The organism is Acidovorax sp. KKS102, assembly GCF_000302535.1.
GTDB lineage: Bacteria > Pseudomonadota > Gammaproteobacteria > Burkholderiales > Burkholderiaceae_C > Acidovorax.
Genome location: NC_018708.1, coordinates 4,786,178 through 4,805,193 on the forward strand (window position 1 = coordinate 4,786,178; position 19,016 = coordinate 4,805,193).

Below are 19,016 nucleotides of genomic sequence, written 5' to 3' on the forward strand. Positions count from 1 at the left end.
CGCACCTTCCGCAATTTTTACCTTGGCACGGGCCCGTTCGGCCCTCAAGCACGATGACTGATCTTTCCTCCGGCGCAGCCAGCGCGCCCCACGCTCCCCGCGTGTTCACCCTCAGCGACTTCGACTTTTCGCTGCCCCCCGAACTCATTGCCCAGCACCCCGCGCCCGAGCGCAGCGCATCGCGCCTGCTCGACGGCCGCGCCATGCAGCCGGTGGACCGCATCTTTCGCGAGCTGCCCGGCCTGCTGCGCGAAGGCGATTTGCTGGTCTTCAACGACACGCGCGTGGTCAAGGCGCGCATCTTTGGCGAGAAGGCCAGTGGCGGCAAGCTGGAGTTGCTGATCGAGCGCGTGCTGCCCGCCGAGGCGGGCAACCCGGGTAACGAAGTCGTGGCCCACATGAAGGTCAGCAAGAAACCCCTGCCCGGCAGCGTGGTGCACATGGCCGGTGGCCGCCAGGCCGGTGGCTTTGACGCCCAGCTGCTGGGCCGCTGGCCCACTGAAGACGGTCCGCTGTTCCGCTTTGCGCTGCACGGCCCGGCGGGCGAATCGCCCTGGGAGCTGATGGACCGCCACGGCCACATCCCGCTGCCGCCCTACATCGAGCGCCACCAGAACAGCGACCACGACCCCGACGAGGCCGAAGACAGCCAGCGCTACCAGACCGTGTTTGCCAGCAAGCCCGGTGCCGTGGCCGCCCCCACCGCCGCGCTGCACTTTGACGAAGGCGTGCTGGCCGACTTGGCTGCGCGCGGCATCGAGCGCGCCAGCGTCACGCTGCATGTGGGCGCAGGCACCTTCCAGCCCTGCAAGACCGAGAACCTGGCCGAACACCAGATGCACAGCGAGTGGTACGAGATTCCGTTGGCCACGCTGGCCGCGCTGGAGCGCTGCCGCCAGCGCGGCGGCCGCGTGGTGGCCGTGGGCACCACCACCGTGCGTACGCTGGAGTCGTGGGCGAAGACCGGTCAGGCCTCGGGCGACACCAACATCTTCATCACGCCGGGCTTTGCGTTCCAGGTGGTGGATGTGCTCATCACCAACTTCCACCTGCCCAAGAGCACGCTGATGATGCTGGTGAGCGCGTTTGCGGGCTACGCCCACATCATGGGCCTGTACCGGCACGCGATTGCGCAGCAGTACCGCTTCTTCAGCTATGGCGACGCGATGCTGCTGGAACGCGCACGCAGCACGCCGTGAGCCCCCCAGGCCCTGCGTTGTCGACCAGCCCTGCGGCCCGCCGGCGTGCGGCGCTGGCAGGCATCGCGCTGGCCGTGATGGCCTGCGCGTTCTTTGCCTTGCTGGACACCGCGAGCAAGCTGGTCAGCGTGGGCGTGCCCATCGTCATGGCGCTGTGGATGCGCTACGTGTTCCAGTCGCTGCTGACCACGGCCTTTGTGCTGCAGCGCGCGGGGCGCTCGGCGCTGCGCACCACACAGCCCCGCTTCCAGGCCCTGCGGGGCGCGCTGTTCGCCATGACCAGCCTGTTCGGCTTCATCAGCCTCACGACCCTGCCGCTGGCGGAGTTCACGGCCATCGTGGCGACGGTGCCCTTATGTGTGACGGTGGTGGCGGCGCTGTGGCTGCACCAGCCCGTCAGCGTGGTGCGCTGGCTGCTGGTGGTAACTGGGCTGGCGGGCACGCTCGCCATCATCCGGCCCGGAGGCGAAGCCTTCACCTGGGCGCTGCTGTGGCCGCTGTGCATGCTGGCTGCAGGCACGGGCTACCAGGTGCTGAGCAGCAAGATGGCGGGCCAGGAGAGCCCCGCCACCACGCAGCTCTACACCAGCTGGATCGCCACCGCGCTGGTGTCGCTGGGCGTGCCGTTCTTCTGGCAGCCGGTGAGCGACCCGTGGCTGTGGGCCGGCATGTTCACCATGGGCCTGTCGAGCGCGGTGGGACACATGCTGCTGCTCAACGCCTATGCACGCACCACGCCGGTGACGATTGCGCCGTTTCTGTATTCGCAGATCGGGTTTGCCATGCTGGCGGGCTGGCTGGTGTACCGCCATGTGCCCGATGCGTGGTCCATGGCGGGTATTGCGGCCATTGTGCTCAGCGGTGCGGCCAGCGCGTGGCTGACCGTGCGCGAGACACGTTAAGCGCCAAAACAACCGGTAGCGCTAGTGTAATATGCCCGAACAGCTATACATTCAATAGCAACAAGCCCGCTACCTGCGGCATGGATCAGAACGCCACCGCGTGCCCGTCCTTGCGCGGGTCCGAACCTGCGATGTAGCTGTTGCCGTTCTTCAGCACCAGCTGGGCGCCACCAAAGGCGAACACGCCGTTGCCCTCTTCCACCGTCACCTCGTGCCCGCGTGCGCGCAACGCGGCGACCACAGCAGGGTCAAAGCCTGGCTCCACCGCCACGCCCTTGCCCCCCGTCACGCGCCAGCGGGGCGCATCGGCCGCGGCCTGCGGGTTCTGGCCGTAGCGCAGCACGCGCAGCGCCATCTGGGTGTGGCCCTGGCTTTGCATGGGGCCGCCCATCACACCAAAGGCCATCTGCGGCGTGCCATCGGCATGCATGGCAAAGGCCGGGATGATGGTGTGCGAGGGGCGCTTGCGCGGCGCCACCTGGTTGGCGTGACCCGGAATCAGGTTGAAGCCGTGGCCCCGGTTCTGCAGGCTGATGCCCGTGCCCGGCACCACCACGCCCGAGCCAAAGCCCATGTAGTTGGACTGGATGAACGAGACCATCATGCCGGACGCATCGGCCGCCGCCAGGTACACCGTGCCGCCGGGGCGGGGCGCGCCGTAGCCAGGGTCGCCAGCGCGCGTGGTGTCGATCAGCGCGGCGCGGCTGCGCAGGTAGTCGGGGTGCAGCAGCGCATCCGGCTTCACCGGCATGGCGTCGATGTCGGCGTTGTACTGGTGCAGGTCGGCAAACGCGAGCTTCATGGCCTCGATGCTGGCGTGCACGGTTTCCACGTCGTCCAGCGGGTGCTTGCCAATGCCATGTGCGTCGAGCATGCCCAGCGCCATCAGCGCGGCAATGCCCTGGCCGTTGGGCGGAATCTCGTGAATGACCGAGTCACCAAACCGCTGCTGGATGGTGCCCACCCAGTCGGCTTGGTGCGCGGCCAGGTCGGCCATCGTCATCGCGCCGCCGTTGGCTTGCGCATGGGCGGCGATGCGTTCGGCAATCACGCCGCGGTAGAAGGCTTCGCCCTCCGTTTCGGCAATCAGCTCCAGCGTGCGCGCATGGGCTTCACTGCGAAAGACTTCACCCGCCTTTGGCACCCGACCATTCGGCATGAAGCACTCGGCAAACCCGGGCTGCGTGCCCAGCTTGGCCGCGCCCAGCGCCCACAGGCGGGCGATGGTGGGCGACACCGGAAAGCCATTGCGCGCGTAATCGATGGCGGGCTGCGCCAGCTGCGCAAACGGCAGCTTGCCCAGGCGCTTGGACAGCGCCACCCAGGCCGACACGGCGCCCGGCACGGTGACGGCGTTCCAGCCCGTCTCTGGAATGCCGCCCAGCTTCTCGAAGTATTCAGGCGTCCACGCCGCAGGCGAGCGGCCCGAAGCATTGAGGCCGTGCAGCTCCTTGCCATCCCACACGATGGCAAACCCGTCGCTGCCCAGCCCGCAGCCCGTGGGCTCCACCACCGTGAGCGCCATGGCGGCGGCAATGGCGGCATCCACCGCGTTGCCACCTGCCAGCAGCATGCGCAGGCCCGCCTGTGCGGCCAGCGGCTGCGAAGTGGAAACCACATTGCGGCCCATGACCGCGCTGCGGTTGGAGGCGTAGGGAAGGGACCAGTCGAGGGATGGGGTATTCATAGCGTTCTGACTCTGTTGCCCCGCACAGGGCGGGCTGCATGAAACCGGCGCGGCGCAAAGCGAGGGACGCCGAGGAAGGGCCGCCCCGCACCGAGGGCGTCGTCCCCCTTCCCGAATGGCAACGCCATTCGGGAAGGGGGAAGCGGCAAAGCCGCTCAGGGGGATGTCACTCCAGGGTTATTTTGTGTTGGCGAATGACGGTGGCCCAGCGATTGCTGTCCGCCTGCACCATGGCACCAAACTGCGCGGGCGTGCGCGGTGCAGCAGGCTCCACGCCCAACTTGGCCAGGCTCTCGGCCACTTCGGGCGCCTGCACGGCCTTGGCGAAGGCCTTGTGCACCTTCTCGACCAGCGCGGGCGATGCGCCTGCAGGCAGGTACACCCCGAACCAGGTCACCGACGAATAACCGGGCAGGCCGGACTCAGCCAGCGTGGGCAGCTCGGGCGCCAGGGTGCTGCGCTTTTCGCTGGTCACCGCGATGGCGCGCAGGCGGCCGGCCTTGGCGTGGGGCATGCCGGTGGGCAGCGAGTCAAACAGCACATGCGTCTGCCCGGCAATCAGGTCAGGGATGGCCAGGGCCGTGCCCTTGTAGGGGATGTGGGTCATCTCCACACCCGCCTGGGCGCTGAAGGCGGCCGTGTTCAGGTGCACGATGGTGCCGTTGCCGCTGGTGGCGTAGTTGAGCTTGCCGGGATGCGCCTTGGCATAGGCAATCAGTTCGCCCACGGTCTTGACCGGCAGGCTGTTGGTGACCAGCAGCACGCTGGGTGCGTCGGCCACATGGGCCACGGGCGTGAAGTCTTTGCGCGGGTCGTAGGCCAGCTTGGGCATCAGGTGGGGCGAGATGGCATGCGTGCTGCTGGTGGTCAGCAGCAGCGTGTAGCCGTCGGGTGCGGCCTTGGCCGCCTCGGCCGTGCCCAGGGTGCCGCCCGCGCCGGGCTTGTTGTCCACCACCAGTTGCTGCCCCAGGTCGGCCGCGACGCGCTGGGTGACCACGCGGGCCACCAGGTCGGTCGCGCCGCTGGCTGGGAAGGGCACGATCACCCGCACGGGGCGGTCTGGCCAGTTGGCTTGTGCCTGCGCGGCAGATGCCAGCACCAGCAGGCCGGCCAGGCCCCAGACACCACGGCCCCAGGAAAGTAGACGCATACAGAGCACTCCCGCAAAGAAATCGGACACAACAAAGGATGGAACCATCTTAGGAAGCTGCGCCTTGCTTGACCACCAGCATTTCAGCAAGCTGCTTTGCCACCACGGCAAACCGGCGCATACTGAACACCTCCCTCTCCGCCCCTTCCTCCATGCGTCCCCACCTGCTGCAAGACACCACCCTGCGCTACTTTCTGGCCGTGGCGCAGAGTGGATCGCTCACCGAGGCTTCGGCCCGGCTGCATGTGGCCGCCTCGGCACTGAGCCGCCAGATCGCGGGGCTGGAGGCCCAGCTGGGCACGCCCCTCTTTGAGCGCCACCCGCGCGGCATGGTGCTGACGGCGGCGGGCGAGATCCTGGCGGTGCACGCGCGCCGCACGTTGCTGGACGCCGAGCGCGCGCTGGGCGAGATCGGCGCGCTGCAGGGCCTGCGTGCGGGGCAGGTGCGCCTGGCCACATCGGATGCGTTTGCGAACGAGCTGGTGCCGCGCCTGTGCGTAGAGTTCCAGCGCACGTACGCAGGAGTGCAGTTCAGCGTGATCGCCTTGCCCACGGCCCAGGTGCCCGACGCCGTGCGCAGCGGCGCCGCCGACATCGGCCTGTGCTTCAGCCGCGCACCGCACAAAGACATCGACGTGGCCTACCGCCAGAGCGCGCCGGTGCTGGCCCTGCTGCCCCCGGGCCACCCACTGGCCAGCGCAGGCAGCGTGACCCTGGCGCAGATGGCCGGGTACCCGCTGGCCCTGCCCCCGGCCGAAACCACGGTGCGCCAGATGATCGACATCGTCTGCAGCCGCCAGGGCCTGCAGCTCGAAGCCGTGCTCATCAGCAACCACGCCAAGACGGTGGTCAACTTTGTACAGTTGGGCGGCGGCCTGTCCGTGGCCAGCGAGATCGCCGTGCGCCACCTGGTGGCCGAAGGCGCCATCGTTGCCCTGCCCATCAGCGACCCTGGCATGGACCTGCGCGACATCGAGATCCAGACCCTGGCCGGGCGCAGCCTGCCGGTGGCGGCGCAGGCGTTTCTGGAGCTACTCAAGGAGCGGCTACCGCAGCCATGGTAGCCCTGGTCGTGGGTTATTCGCTATGCGGGTCATCACCCGGGAGTCCCAGGCGAATCGGGCCGCCGGGCGCCGTGGCATCCACCAGCACACCGCCGCGCGTGACGCGCAAGCGGTGCTGCTGTGCCAAAGCCTGCGCCACCTGCCTGACGTGGGGCATGTGCTGACGCCAGGCGCCACCCTCGGAAGCTAAAGCTCGGGCGACCTCTGACGGGCAGATCGTCGTGTGCGGCTTGCGCTGTGCGAGCAAGGCGAAGATCTGCGCTTCCACGTCTACGTCGGTCATGGCGCACTCGTGGTGTTGCGAACCCTGCTCAATACCCGTGCTGCGCGCGAAAATCCCGCGCCTTGCCAAAATGCCCGTTGCCAATGAAGGGCACCGGCGGGCGCAGCGCCGACAGCGGCGAGGGGTGGTTGGAGGTGAGCACCAGGTGCCCCCGGTCGGCGGGAATCCACGCCCGCTTGGACTGGGCGTGCGAGCCCCAGAGCATGAACACCACCGGGCGCGGGCCCTCGGCCACGTGGCGGATGACGGTGTCGGTCAGCTCCTCCCAGCCTTTGCCTGCATGGCTGGCGGCCTGGCCCTCTTCGACCGTCAGGCAGGTGTTGAGCAGCAGCACGCCGTTTTTGGCCCACTTGACCAGGCTGCCGCCCGGGTTCGGGAAGGGGGGGAAGGCCACTCCCAGGTCGCGCTGCATCTCCTTGAAGATGTTCTGCAGCGAGGGCGGCAGGCGCACGCCGGGCGCGACAGAAAACGCCAGCCCCTCGGCCTGGCCCCGGCCGTGGTACGGGTCCTGCCCGAGGATGACCACGCGCACCTCCTCGGGCGGCGTCAGCTCCAGCGCGCGCAGCGGCTGGGGCGGAAAAATCGCCGCCCCCGCCTGCAACCGTGCCTGCAAAAACGCGAGCAGTGCCTGCCCGCGCGCGCCGGCAAAAAAAGCGTCCACCAAGGGCTGCCAGCCCGGGGCTACCGGCCAGTCGGTGGGTTGGGCCGTCTGGAGTTGCGTGGTGGGCATTTCAGAGGGATTCATGGCGAAATAGACTGATAGCGCATGTGATATATGCGCCAACAGCTATCAAAATCATAGCAATTGATCACTGTCAAGCAAACAGCTTGGCCAGCGCCAGGCCGGGGTCGTCGGCGCGCATGAAGGCCTCGCCCACCAGGAAGGCATGCACGCCCGCGTCGCGCATGGTCTTCACGTCGGCAGGCTTCAGGATGCCCGACTCGGTGACCAGCAGGCGGTCAGCGGGCACATCCTTGAGCATGCCCAGTGTTGTGTCCAGCGTGACCTCGAACGTGCGCAGGTTGCGGTTGTTGATGCCGACCAGCGGGGTCTTGAGCTTCAGCGCGCGCTCCAGCTCGGCGCGGTCGTGCACCTCCACCAGCACCGCCATGTCCAGGCTGCGGGCGATGGCTTCAAAGTCGGCCATCTGGGCATCGTCCAGGCAGGCGGCGATCAGCAGCACAGCGTCGGCGCCCATGGCACGCGATTCATAGATCTGGTACGCGTCCACCATGAAGTCCTTGCGCAGCACGGGCAGCGTAGTGCTAGCGCGGGCTTGCTTCAGGTAGTCGGGCTGGCCCTGGAAGAACTGGCGGTCGGTCAGCACCGACAGGCAGGCCGCGCTGACCTTGCCATCGCCTTCCATGTAGCTCTGGGCGATGTCGGCCGGCTCGAAATTGGCGCGCAGCACGCCCTTGCTGGGGCTGGCTTTCTTGACCTCGGCAATCACGGCGGCCTGGCCCTTGGCGATCTTGGCGCGCAGTGCGCCTTCAAAGTCGCGCGTGAGCACGCGGCTCTCGGCGTCGGCGCGCATGGCGTCAAAGGGCAGGCGCTTTTTGGCGGCGGCCACTTCTTCGTGCTTGACGGCCACGATCTTGTTGAGGATGTCACTGCTCATGGTGGGCTGCCTTGTCGGTTTCGGTGGGCTCGGCGGAGCCCTGTTTCAGAATGCGGGTGAACACACGGTGCATCACGACCCCTGCCACGATGAACAGGGCAGAGACGCCCAGTGCAATCCAGGTGCCAGGGTCATGCCACATGGCCAGGTCAGGCCGCCGTATCAGGCCGTTGTGGCCAGCGCGTGCGTGCGCGTGACCACCTGCTCCAGCTTGGCCAGCGCGGCGCCCGAGGCAATCGCGGTACGTGCCTTGGCGATGCCGGATTGGATGGAGTCGGCCACATTGGCGGCGTACAGGGCCACGCCTGCGTTCAAGCAGACGATGTCTTGCGCGGCGCCGGGCTCGCCCTTGAGTACGCCGATCAGCATCTCACGCGATTGCTCGGGCGTTTCGACCTTGAGCGCGCGGTTGCTCGCCATCGGCAGGCCAAAGTCCTCGGGGTGGATTTCGTACTCGGTGATCTGGCCGTTTTTCAGCTCGCCCACCAGCGTGGCAGCGCCCAGGCTCACTTCGTCCATGCCGTCGCGGCCGTACACCACCAGCGCATGCTCGGCGCCCAGGCGCTGCAGTGCGCGCACCTGGATACCGACGAGGTCGGGGTGGAACACGCCCATCAGGATGTTGGGTGCGCCGGCCGGGTTGGTGAGCGGGCCCAGGATGTTGAAGATGGTGCGCACGCCCAGCTCCTTGCGCACGGGCGCCACATTCTTCATGGCGGGGTGGTGGTTGGGCGCGAACATGAAGCCGATGCCGACGTCGGCAATGCACTGGGCGATCTGCTCGGGCTTGAGGTTGATGTGGATACCCAGGGCTTCCATCACATCAGCGCTGCCGCTTTTGCTCGACACGCCGCGCCCGCCATGTTTGCTGACCTTGGCGCCTGCGGCGGCGGCCACGAACATCGAGCAGGTGGAGATGTTGAAAGTGTTGGCACCGTCGCCGCCTGTTCCCACGATGTCCACCATGTGGGTCGCGTCCTTGACGTGCACCTTGGTGCTGAACTCGCGCATCACCTGCGCGGCGGCGGTGATCTCGCCGATGGTTTCCTTCTTCACACGCAGGCCGGTGATGATGGACGCCGTCATGACCGGCGAGAGTTCGCCATTCATGATGAGCCGCATCAGGTGCAGCATCTCGTCGTGGAAGATTTCGCGGTGCTCGATGGTGCGCTGCAGCGCTTCCTGGGGGGTAATGGGCATGGAATGTCTCCTGGTATTTATGCAGAGGGCTGGTCCGTGAAGGCCAGCTTGAGCCCGAAGCCGATGAACATGGCACCCGCCACGCGGTCCAGCCAGTGCATGCCGCGCTGGATCACCCCGGCGCGGCGCGCCATCCACGACGCGGCCAGCGCCCAGCCCACGTTGACGGGGATGGCGTTGACGTTGAACAGCACGCCCAGCAGCACAAAGGCCAGCGCCTTGTTGTCCGCACCCGGCGCGATGAACTGCGGCACAAAGGCCAGGAAGAAGATCGCGACCTTGGGGTTGAGCACATTGGTCCAGAAGCCACCGAGGAACACTTTGCGGAGCGGCGTGTGCTGCGCAGGGGCCGCCTGGGCTGCCGCCAGCGCTGCGCTGTTGCTACCGTCTGCGGAAGGCTTGGACAGCAGCATGCGCACACCCATCCACATCAGGTACGCGGCACCGATCCACTTGAGCACGGTAAACGCGGTGGCCGATGCGGCCAGCAATGCGCCCACGCCCACGGCGGCGGCAAAGATGTGTACAAAGCACCCGGCCGTGATGCCCAGCCCCGCCACGATGCCCGCGCGCGTGCCGGACTTGAGCGCGTTGGTCACGATGTAGAGCACATCAGGCCCGGGCGTGAGGTTGAGCAACCAGCCTGCGGCGATGAACATCACCAGCTGGTGGGCGTCGATGAAGTTCATGCGCGCTGCTCCAGAAAGTTCTTCAGCATGGCGTGGCCATGTTCGGTGAGGATGCTTTCGGGGTGGAACTGCACGCCTTCGATGGGCAGGGTCTTGTGGCGCACACCCATGATCTCGCCGTCGTCGGTCCAGGCCGTCACCTCCAGCACATCGGGACAAGAGGCGCGCTCAATGGCGAGCGAGTGGTAGCGGTTGACCGTGAACTTTTCGGGCAAGCCCGCAAACACGCCCTTTTGCGTGGTGGTGATAACACTGGTTTTTCCGTGCATCAACTCCTGCGCGCGGACGACGGTGCCGCCGAAAGCCGCACCGATGGCCTGGTGGCCCAGGCACACGCCCAGGATGGGCAGCTTGCCGGCAAAGTGCTGGATTGCAGCGACCGAGATGCCTGCCTCGGCGGGGGAACAGGGACCGGGCGAAATCACCAGGCGATCGAGCTGACCTGCATTCAGGCGCGCATCGATCTCGGCCACTGTGATCTCGTCGTTGCGGAACACCTCCACCTCGGCGCCCAGTTCACCAAAGTACTGGACGATGTTGTAAGTGAAGCTGTCGTAGTTATCGACCATCAAGAGTTTTGTTGTCATGCGGCGCTCCCGGCCAAGGCGGGCTCGCGCAGACGGGCGAACTCGCGGTGTTCATAGGCAATGCAGGCTTCCATGAGGCTGCGGTAGATGGCTTCGATCACGTCGGCGTCGCCGCCTTCGGCCGTTGCACGCTCGCGCACGCGGGCCACGATGGCTTCGATGCGCGCTTCATCGCGCACCTGCTCTGCGCCTTGCTTGATGCCGGCAGCCTGGGTCATGTAGCCCACGCGCTCCACCAGCAGGGGCACCAGCACGTCGTCCAGCGTGTTCACTTCGCGGCGCACGTCCTGCATGGTGGTGCAGGGTTTGACCTTCTCGATGGCTTGGGGGGTGCGGGTCGTCATTCCAGCCCCTCCTCGACCAACTCTGCAGCGCGCAGCAGTGCGCGGGCCTTGTGCTCGGTTTCTTTCCACTCCAGCTCGGGCACCGAATCGGCCACCACACCAGCCGCCGCCTGCACATAGAGCGTGCCGTTCTTGATGATGCCGGTGCGAATGGCAATGGCCACGTCCATGTCGCCTGCGTAGCTCAGGTAGCCACAGGCGCCGCCGTACAGGCCGCGCTTGGTGGGTTCGAGCTGGTCGATGAGTTCCATGGCGTGCACCTTGGGTGCGCCGGTCAGCGTGCCCGCAGGGAAGGTGGCCTTGAGCACGTCCATGCTGGTCATGCCGTCGTGCAGGATGCCTTCCACGTTGCTCACGATGTGCATCACATGGCTGTAGCGCTCCACCGCAAAGGCCTCGGTCACCTTCACGGTGCCTGTCTTGGCGATGCGGCCGATGTCGTTGCGCGCCAGGTCGATGAGCATCACGTGCTCGGCGCGCTCCTTGGGGTCGTTGATGAGCTCGACCTCGGTGGCCTTGTCCTTCTCGGGCGTGGCGCCGCGTGGGCGGGTGCCGGCCAAGGGGCGGATGGTGACCTTGGTGCCTTCGTCGGTCTTTTCCTGGCGCACCAGGATCTCGGGGCTAGCGCCCACCACGTGGAAGTCACCAAAGTCGTAGAAGTACATGTACGGCGATGGGTTCAGCGAACGCAGCGCGCGGTACAGCGACAGGGGCGACTCGGTGTAACGCTTGTGGATGCGCTGGCCCACCTGCACCTGCATGAAGTCACCGGCGGCGATCAGCTCCTTGGCGCGGTGCACGGCAGCCAGGTAATCGGCCTTGGCAAAGTCGCGCTGGGCGGGGTGGCTTTCGGTGGCCTTGACCACCGGGGCGCTCACCGAATACTTGAGCTGCTCTTTCAGTTCACGCAGGCGTTTTTTGGCGCGGGTGTAGGCCTCGGGCTGGGCCGGGTCGGCGTAGACGATGAGGTAGAGCTTGCCCGAGAGGTTGTCGATGACCGCCAGCTCCTCACACTGCAGCAGCAGGATGTCGGGGCAACCCAGGGTGTCGGGCGGGCAAGTGGTTTCGAGCTTTTTCTCGATGTAGCGCACCGCGTCGTAGCCAAAGTAACCCGCCAGGCCGCCGCAAAAGCGCGGCAGGCCGGGGCGCAGGGCCACCTTGAAGCGCTTTTGGTACTCCGCAATGAAATCCAGCGGGTTGCCCGCAGCGGTCTCCACCACCTGGCCATCGGTCACCACCTCGGTCTTGGCCTGGTCACCGAAACCGCAGGCACGCAACAGAGTGCGGGCGGGCAGGCCGATGAAGCTGTAACGCCCGAAGCGCTCGCCGCCCACCACCGATTCGAGCAGAAAGCTATGCTTGCCGCCGTCTTTGGTATGCGCCAGCTTCAAATAGAGCGAGAGCGGGGTTTCCAGGTCCGCAAAGGCCTCTGCCATGAGCGGAATGCGGTTGTAGCCTTCGCTGGCCAGGCTTTTGAATTCAAGTTCTGTGATCACGGGGAGGGCTCCCAGCTGTCGCAGCGCGTGTCCCTGTGCATGAAAGCGGGGCGCTACGGTCCATTCAATCGGCCTCACCGCATCGGGGTGGGGCCACGGGTGCACGCTGGGGCGATTGCCCAGGTGCCATCAGGCGTTCAAAGCGACAGGCTGACGCCAGGGCCAGGCTCCCCGGTCGCTGCAACCTGTGATGAACACGTGGTGAATGAACATGGGCCAAAGTGTAGCAAAGCTTTTTTGGCGGGCCGATTTGACCGACCCACCGCGAGATCGCACAACCGCTCGAAAACCCTGTTGCGGCCCGAAGGGAGCGCTGCAACAATTTGAAACGAACGACCGTTCTTTTTTAGGAGCTGCGCATGAAATTCCTGACGCGATGCGCTGTGATGGCGGGAGCTTGCCTGTTGGCAGCCAGTGCCATTGCCCAGCCCATTACCGTGGCCGACGTGAAATACGAAGAAACCGCCAGCCTGAGCGGCAGCACCCTGCAGCTCAACGGCGCAGGGGTGCGCTACAAGGCGGTGTTCAAGGTATACACGGCAGGGCTTTATCTCGAAAAGAAAGCCGGCACACCCGCCGACGTCATGGCCCAGAAGGGCCCCAAGCGCATGAGCATCACCATGCTGCGCGACATCGACTCCACCGAGCTGGGCAAGCTGTTCTCGCGCGGCATGGAGGACAACATGGACCGCGCGGCATTTTCCAAGCTCATTCCTGGCGTGCTCCGCATGAGCCAGATCTTCTCGGACCACAAGAAGCTGGTGGCGGGAGACCAGTTCCAGATCGACTGGATTCCGGGTACCGGCACCATCATCACCGTCAAGGGCAAGCCGCAGGGAGAGCCCTTCAAGGAACCCGAGTTCTTCAACGCGTTGCTGGGTATCTGGCTGGGCAATGCGCCAGCGGACTGGAAGCTCAAGGACGCGTTGCTGGGCAAGACTGCCCAGTCATCGTCCTAGTTGTCCTAGGGCAAACACCCACGCCCTCCCGGCAAAGGCTGTCGCGCGCCCGACAGACGCGCCCCCTACCCGGGAGTAGCCTGTGCCTCAGTCCCCGCCCCAGCCATTGCCCAACCTTTCCAGCCCTTTTTGACAACGCGACAACCGGCCTCCCGCTGCGTACACCCGCAGCGCCCGAGGCCACGGCCTGAACCGAGCTTTGTGCGCTATCCGCGCCCCGCAACGAGCCGTCTGTAACGCCCCTTCTGCCCCCAGCCCCCTTACGCGCCAGACACCACCATGAAACTCAGCAACCTTTCCGTCGGCTTGCGCCTGAGCGCATCCTTCGGCGCCATCTTGCTCATCACAGCCCTCATCGCGGCCACCGGAATGTGGCGCATCGCCAGCCTGCAAAGTGCCAGTGAGCGCGTCGCCACGCAGGAGATCGAGCAGCAAACCCTGGTGGAAGACTGGGCGTCGGACATCCGCCTGAACTGGGTGCGTACCGAGGCCTTCCTCAAGGCCATTGACCGCGACTACATGGACAAGCTCACCGCCGACACGCAGGCGACGGCCAAGGGCATGGAAGCCAAGGTCAAGCGCATCGAGGCGTTGGTGCAAGGCGACAAGGCCAAGGGCCTTTTGGCTGCCATTGCCACGGCCCGTCAGGCCTACAACGACAAGCTCAACGAAATCCGGGAACTGCACCGCGGCGGTGAGCCCAACGTGCCCGCCCTGGTGGACAAGGACTTGCGCCCGCTGGCCGACAAGTACCTCCAGTCCCTCGACGACCTGCGCAAGACCATGGCCGCCCAGCTGGCCGAAAGCCAGGCCGACACCTCCACCCTGGCCAAGGCCAGCCAGGTGCTGCTGGGTGTGGGCACGCTGGTGGCCGTTGCGCTGGGCGCGCTGATGGGTCTGACGGTCACGCGCTCCATCGTCCGCCCCTTGCAGCAAGGCCAGCAAGCCGCCGAAAGCATTGCCGATGGCGACCTGACCCACCCCATCACCGCCAGTGGCAACGATGAAACCGGCCAGCTGCTACAGGCGTTGTCGACCATGCAATCACGCCTGGCAACCATCGTGGGCAACGTGCGCTACAGCGCCGAGGGCGTGGCCACGGCCAGTGCCGAGATTGCATCGGGCAACAACGACCTGAGTGCCCGCACCGAACAGCAGGCCAGCGCACTGGAAGAAACCGCCGCCTCCATGGAAGAGCTGGGCTCCACCGTGCGCCAGAACGCCGATAACGCCCGCACCGCCAACCAGCTGGCCATGAGCGCATCCACCGTCGCCCAGCAGGGCGGCGACGTGGTGGCCGAGGTAGTAGACACCATGAAGGGCATCAACGACAGCAGCCGCAAGATCGCCGACATCATCAGCGTGATCGACGGGATCGCCTTCCAGACCAACATCCTGGCGCTGAACGCAGCCGTAGAAGCGGCGCGTGCCGGCGAGCAGGGCCGGGGCTTTGCGGTGGTGGCGGGCGAAGTACGCAGCTTGGCCCAGCGCAGCGCCGAAGCCGCCAAGGAGATCAAGGGCCTGATTGGCACCAGCGTGGAACGCGTGGAGCGTGGCACGGCCCTGGTGGACAAGGCTGGCGCCACCATGACCGAGGTGGTCAGCGCCATCCGCCGCGTGACTGACATCATGGGCGAAATCAGCGCCGCCAGCAGCGAACAGAGCCAGGGCGTCTCGCAAGTCGGCGAAGCCATCACGCAGATGGACCAGGCCACGCAGCAAAACGCCGCCTTGGTGGAACAAAGCGCCGCAGCTGCCGACAGCCTCAAAACCCAGGCCGGCCAGCTGGTGGATGCCGTGGCGGTGTTCCGCCTTTCGGACAACGCCACGCGCCACAACAGCTCCGCGCCCGCCCCAGTGCGCAGCAGTGCCCCCACAGCGTCGCGTCTGGACTACCGCAACGTGGCGCCGCGCCAGCTGACCGCCTGAACGCCAGCGCCCCGCGGACCGAACCGGCAGGCTCAGGTCAGCTGGGCCAGCGAATCCACAAAACCATCGGCATCCACGGCCCGCACGGGCTGGCCGTGGTTGTAGCCGTAGGTGACCAGCACCACCGGGCAGCCGGCAGCCCGCGCGGCCTGCGCATCGTTGCTGGAGTCGCCCACCATGAGCGTGCGCGCGGGGTCGGTACCCAAGGCTTCGCAGGTCTTGAGCAATGGCAACGGGTCGGGCTTCTTGCGCTCGAACGAGTCGCCACCGAAGACCTTCTCGAAATACCCATCCAGGCCCTTGGACTGCAGCAGGGGCAGCGCAAAGTCCTGGGGCTTGTTGGTCAGGCACGCCAGCCGCAGGCCACGGGCTTGCAAAGCCTGCAGCCCCGCCTTCACACCGTCATAGACCCCCGCGTACTGGCCATTGATGGCGAGGTAGTGGCGCTGGTAGCTGGCCCATGCCGACGGATAGAGCGCTTCAATTTCCGTAGCAATAGAGGCTTGATTGACCTGCGCCAGGACGTGATGCAGCACTGAGCGCAACAGATGCTCCGACCCCTTGCCCACCATGTGCTCGATCGTCTGGGCTGCAATCGACGGCAGCTCCAGCTCACGCAGCATGCGGTTCAGGGCCTCGTTGAAATCACCCATGGTGTCCACCATGGTTCCGTCCAGGTCGATGATGGCGGCGTCCACACGGGTGAGCAAGATGGACAGCGAAGGCGTAACGGCAGCGGGCATGAAGCAGGCATTCAGTGAAAAAGACGGGGCCAAGTTTACGGACCCCGCCAAATCCTCCCCCGACCTAGCTTGCTTCGTTCAACGCAAGCTCAGCGTTTCGCGCTTCCATGCTGGGTCTTGCCAGCGCTGGAACAGGGGCAGCGCGGCAACATCGCCGGTCACGCGCTCCGTGGTCAGGCCCTCCAGCCGCACCACTTCAAAGCTCTTGCGGTAGCGGCCCTGGCCCCGGGCTTCGCGGGCCACCAGCATTTGCTGGCCGCCGGGTACCCAGCCCGCCCATTCGGCCACGCCGGTCTCGGGGGTGGCGGCGGCGGGGGGCAACACATCGGCCAGCCAGCCGCCTTGCGTTTTGCGCAGCACCCACAGCTCGCGCCAGCCTTCCATGGGTTGTACCGCCAGGGCCACGGCCGTGCCTTCGCGGTTGGTGCTGGCCGATGCGGCCCATACCACGCCGTAGGTGCAGCGGCGCAGTAGCGGGGCCTTGGCGCTGTGTTGCGCGTCCACCAGCAGCACGCAGGTTTCGCCAGGGGCACCGGGTTCGGTCAGCAGTGTGGGGCGGTTGCCCGTAGCCGCCACCGGGGCCGCAGCAGGCACCAAGGCCCAGCGCACAGCACTCACGCGCATGGCGGCGTCGTTGTAGGCGGCCTGGTCTTCGTCGGGCAGTTCGGCCTTACTCACGCCGCTGAGTTCCGTCAATGCACGGGCCGCGGCAGCGGCCACTGCTGGATCGGCAGCGTTCTTGCGCGCCTGCTGAAAAGCCGCAGCGCCCCACACGCTGGCGCGGCGCATTTGCACGCGGTTGCGCAGGTAGCCGGGCAGATTGGCCACGTCCACGCGCTCCAGCACGTCAGCCTGCCAGGTGGTGACCTTGGCGCGCTCATGCGCAGGCAGGTCGGGGTTGATGCACTCGGGGCGGGTCAGCGCCAGGGCGGCGCGGGCGCGCTGCTCGGCATCGGCCACGGGCATGGCCAGCAGGCGGCGAAAGGCCTCGCCCTCGTAGCAGACCTGCATACGGCCTTCAACCTCGTAGGTGGCAAAGCGCACGCCGTAGCCATTGGCCACATCCAGGTGCGCCGACAGCGTGGCGCCTGACGCCTTGCCCGGCACGGCCACCGAGGCACGGCGGGCCAGCCGGTCGGCAAAAGTGCCCAGCGCATCAAAGGCCTGCGCGCCCTCCTCACCGGCCAGGGCCTTGGCGGGCGCGGCTTGCAGGTAGGCGGCAGTGAGGCCAATGCCCAGCGCCTCGGCGCCCGGCGTGTCTTGCACAAAGCGCATGACGGCCAGCAGCGCGGGGCCTTCGGCCTCGGTCAGGGCCACGCGGCGCACATCGCTGGCGCGGATGAAGCCACCGCGCTCGCGCTTGTGGTCCCACACCTGCAGGTAGTCGAGGCGCTCGCCGCGCACTTCCAGCACTTCGCCCTGCCACAGGCTGGCCTGCTGCTGGGCGCCGTCGCGCGGGGCTGCGCGCAGGCTGGCCTGGTCTTGCACCACGATGGCGCTGCCCTGGGCGCTGGGCGATGGCTGGGGAGCGGCCTCGGCCGCCACGGTCACTGCGGCGCTGGCGACGGCTGCCAGCAAGGTAGCGAGGGTGGCGTTCATGTTCACTGCTCCACAGCTTGGGTGGTGGAGGCGTCGTCGGCCACGGCCGCAGCCTGGGCTGCACTGGCCTGTGCGTTGCGGTTTCCGCCCAGCAACGCGGCACCGATGAAGTCGCCATTGGTGGGCGGGGGCGCGATGATGACCTGGATCTTGTCCGAGAGCTTGTCGGCCAGCGTCTTCTGGATGAGCAGCGGGTGCTTGGTCACCAGCGCGCCTTCGCGGGCCATTTGCTCGGCGTTGACCTTCCCCACGCGGTCCATGCGGTAGGCCTCGGCTTCGGCCAGCTTCTGGCGGGCGTCGGCCTCACCATTGGCTTCGATGCGGCGGGCCTGGGCGGCACCTTCGGCAGCTTTGACGCGGGCCACGCGCTCGGCTTCGGCTTCCAGTTGGCGCTGCTCGATCTGGCGCTGCTTGAAGGGCAGCACATGCTTCATAGCTTCTTCCTGGGCCTTGGCGGCAATGACCTGCTCGCGGGCGGCGGCTTCGGCGGCCACTTCGCGGCGCACCTTGTCGGCGTTGGCGTCCAGCTCGGTTTCCTTCACGCGCTTGTCTTTCAGCTCCAGCGTGTAGCGCATTTTTTCGGAGGCCAGCTCTTCGGCCAGCAGGCTGTCCATGCCCCGGCGGTACTCGGCGGGTAAATCCACCTTGCCAATCTGCAGGCTGCGCAGCGTGACGCCATCAGCCGCCAGACGGGCGCGCAGTTCGGTTTCGATGATCTGCGCAATCTCGGCACGTTTGGACGAGAAGATTTCACGCACTGTGTAGCGGGCAAACACCTTGTAGACCAGGCCCTGCACGGCAGGCTCGACGATGTCTGCGCCTACGTTGTCGGGCAGGTTGCCAGCCTTCACAGCGGGCGAGTTGGGGTCCAGCGCATAGCGCACGCTCAGATCCAGCCCCAACGACAGGCCCTCCACCGACTGCAGCGGCGCGCTGCCCGTGGCCTGGCGCATGGCTTCGGGGCGGTAGCTCTGATCGCGCAGAGAGAACACGCGCACTGTGTGCAGGCCGGGCACCACCCACACGCTGCCATCGCGCCACAAGCTCACCGCGCCGGTGAACTGGTTCAGGCGCACACCCAGGTCGCCTTGCGCCAGGTGTTGCACGGGCGGGTTGCGGTACACCATCAGACCCGCTGCGGCGACCACGGCACCAGCGGCCAGCCAGCGCACGGTGCGGGCGGTGGGCAGCAGGTAGGCCCAGTTCAACGGGGCGGCCGACACGGGGCCAGTCGTGGGAGGGATGCCCTGCAGGTCAGCGTCCAGCACGGGCTCAGTGCCCGCTTCGGGCAAGGGGGTGGAGCGACGGCCCTTCAGGGGCTGCACGATGCGGTTCCAGGTGGCTTTCATGGTGTTTCTCTCTCAGGTTGGTTCGGTGTTGTTGTCGGTGTCTGAGCAACCAAAATGGCTGACTCATTGAGAACCGATTGTTCGGATCCACCCCGGAAGCAACAACGCAGCGCAGCCCCCAATGCGCTCACACCGCCCGCACGAACCTTCCGCCCCCGGAAGAAAAACTCACACCGCCCGGCGCGGGCCGCCGGGATAATCCGCCCATCCCACGAAC

At 66.6% G+C, this 19,016-nt stretch carries 19 protein-coding genes; 5 read left to right on the top strand and 14 right to left on the bottom strand.

From position 1 onward, the window contains the following. Positions 1-53 precede the first annotated feature (53 nt). Both queA and C380_RS21995 read left to right on the top strand, forming a co-directional pair. Positions 54-1,199: a tRNA preQ1(34) S-adenosylmethionine ribosyltransferase-isomerase QueA gene (gene queA / locus C380_RS21990; RefSeq protein ID WP_015016042.1), complete on the top strand. Its 1,146-nt coding sequence runs from the start codon at positions 54-56 to the stop codon at positions 1,197-1,199. Further along, positions 1,196-2,101, top strand: coding sequence for a DMT family transporter (locus tag C380_RS21995; protein WP_015016043.1), 906 nt, complete (start codon positions 1,196-1,198; stop codon positions 2,099-2,101). Before queA ends, C380_RS21995 begins: the two co-directional genes overlap by 4 nt. Before the next feature lie 85 nt (positions 2,102-2,186). On the opposite strand, the gene C380_RS22000 is transcribed toward C380_RS21995, so the two are convergent. After that, entirely contained in the window at positions 2,187-3,788 is a 1,602-nt protein-coding gene (locus tag C380_RS22000; RefSeq protein ID WP_015016044.1) for a gamma-glutamyltransferase family protein, read from the bottom strand. Between the two features lie 166 nt (positions 3,789-3,954). Further along, entirely contained in the window at positions 3,955-4,938 is a 984-nt protein-coding gene (locus C380_RS22005; RefSeq protein ID WP_015016045.1) for a tripartite tricarboxylate transporter substrate binding protein, read from the bottom strand. A 152-nt stretch (positions 4,939-5,090) separates the two neighbouring features. On the opposite strand from C380_RS22005, the gene C380_RS22010 reads away from it, so the two are divergent. Beyond that, positions 5,091-6,002 (top strand): LysR substrate-binding domain-containing protein, encoded by a 912-nt coding sequence (locus C380_RS22010; protein ID WP_015016046.1) that lies wholly within the window; start codon positions 5,091-5,093, stop codon positions 6,000-6,002. Positions 6,003-6,015: 13 nt separating this feature from the next. Here the strand turns inward: C380_RS22010 and C380_RS22015 are convergent, their stop codons facing one another. The 9 genes from C380_RS22015 to trpE all read right to left on the bottom strand — a co-directional run bounded on the left by C380_RS22015 (position 6,016) and on the right by trpE (position 12,220). After that, on the bottom strand, positions 6,016-6,285 hold the full coding sequence (locus tag C380_RS22015; protein WP_015016047.1) for a DUF3253 domain-containing protein: 270 nt from the start codon (positions 6,283-6,285) through the stop codon (positions 6,016-6,018). 28 nt (positions 6,286-6,313) lie between these two features. Then, positions 6,314-7,030, bottom strand: coding sequence for a uracil-DNA glycosylase (locus C380_RS22020; RefSeq protein WP_015016048.1), 717 nt, complete (start codon positions 7,028-7,030; stop codon positions 6,314-6,316). 70 nt (positions 7,031-7,100) lie between these two features. Continuing rightward, positions 7,101-7,904, bottom strand: coding sequence for an indole-3-glycerol phosphate synthase TrpC (gene trpC, locus C380_RS22025; protein ID WP_015016049.1), 804 nt, complete (start codon positions 7,902-7,904; stop codon positions 7,101-7,103). After that, positions 7,894-8,046, bottom strand: coding sequence for a hypothetical protein (locus tag C380_RS25375; RefSeq protein WP_015016050.1), 153 nt, complete (start codon positions 8,044-8,046; stop codon positions 7,894-7,896). Before C380_RS25375 ends, trpC begins: the two co-directional genes overlap by 11 nt. Positions 8,047-8,066: 20 nt before the next feature. Then, the gene (gene trpD, locus C380_RS22030; RefSeq protein ID WP_015016051.1) at positions 8,067-9,104 is read right to left on the bottom strand and encodes an anthranilate phosphoribosyltransferase; all 1,038 of its coding nucleotides are present in this window, start codon (positions 9,102-9,104) and stop codon (positions 8,067-8,069) included. A 17-nt stretch (positions 9,105-9,121) separates the two neighbouring features. Then, positions 9,122-9,793, bottom strand: coding sequence for a LysE family translocator (locus C380_RS22035; protein WP_015016052.1), 672 nt, complete (start codon positions 9,791-9,793; stop codon positions 9,122-9,124). Further along, positions 9,790-10,380, bottom strand: a complete 591-nt coding sequence (locus tag C380_RS22040; protein ID WP_043565768.1) for an aminodeoxychorismate/anthranilate synthase component II — start codon at positions 10,378-10,380, stop codon at positions 9,790-9,792. The genes C380_RS22035 and C380_RS22040 overlap by 4 nt, the downstream gene beginning before the upstream one ends. Next, the gene (locus C380_RS22045; RefSeq protein WP_015016054.1) at positions 10,377-10,724 is read right to left on the bottom strand and encodes a chorismate mutase; all 348 of its coding nucleotides are present in this window, start codon (positions 10,722-10,724) and stop codon (positions 10,377-10,379) included. Before C380_RS22045 ends, C380_RS22040 begins: the two co-directional genes overlap by 4 nt. Beyond that, positions 10,721-12,220 carry an anthranilate synthase component I gene (gene trpE / locus C380_RS22050; RefSeq protein ID WP_015016055.1) on the bottom strand — a complete coding sequence of 500 codons (1,500 nt, stop codon included), beginning with the start codon at positions 12,218-12,220 and terminating at the stop codon, positions 10,721-10,723. Before trpE ends, C380_RS22045 begins: the two co-directional genes overlap by 4 nt. A gap of 359 nt (positions 12,221-12,579) precedes the next feature. On the opposite strand from trpE, the gene C380_RS22055 reads away from it, so the two are divergent. Further along, positions 12,580-13,179 carry a chalcone isomerase family protein gene (locus C380_RS22055; RefSeq protein WP_015016056.1) on the top strand — a complete coding sequence of 200 codons (600 nt, stop codon included), beginning with the start codon at positions 12,580-12,582 and terminating at the stop codon, positions 13,177-13,179. A 279-nt stretch (positions 13,180-13,458) separates the two neighbouring features. Beyond that, positions 13,459-15,108, top strand: coding sequence for a methyl-accepting chemotaxis protein (locus C380_RS22060; protein WP_015016057.1), 1,650 nt, complete (start codon positions 13,459-13,461; stop codon positions 15,106-15,108). Between the two features lie 32 nt (positions 15,109-15,140). On the opposite strand, the gene C380_RS22065 is transcribed toward C380_RS22060, so the two are convergent. The 3 genes from C380_RS22065 to C380_RS22075 all read right to left on the bottom strand — a co-directional run bounded on the left by C380_RS22065 (position 15,141) and on the right by C380_RS22075 (position 18,799). Beyond that, on the bottom strand, positions 15,141-15,851 hold the full coding sequence (locus tag C380_RS22065; protein WP_015016058.1) for a phosphoglycolate phosphatase: 711 nt from the start codon (positions 15,849-15,851) through the stop codon (positions 15,141-15,143). 78 nt (positions 15,852-15,929) lie between these two features. Continuing rightward, positions 15,930-17,450 (bottom strand): hypothetical protein, encoded by a 1,521-nt coding sequence (locus tag C380_RS22070; RefSeq protein WP_015016059.1) that lies wholly within the window; start codon positions 17,448-17,450, stop codon positions 15,930-15,932. A gap of 2 nt (positions 17,451-17,452) precedes the next feature. Next, on the bottom strand, positions 17,453-18,799 hold the full coding sequence (locus C380_RS22075; protein ID WP_015016060.1) for an SPFH domain-containing protein: 1,347 nt from the start codon (positions 18,797-18,799) through the stop codon (positions 17,453-17,455). Positions 18,800-19,016: the final 217 nt, after the last annotated feature.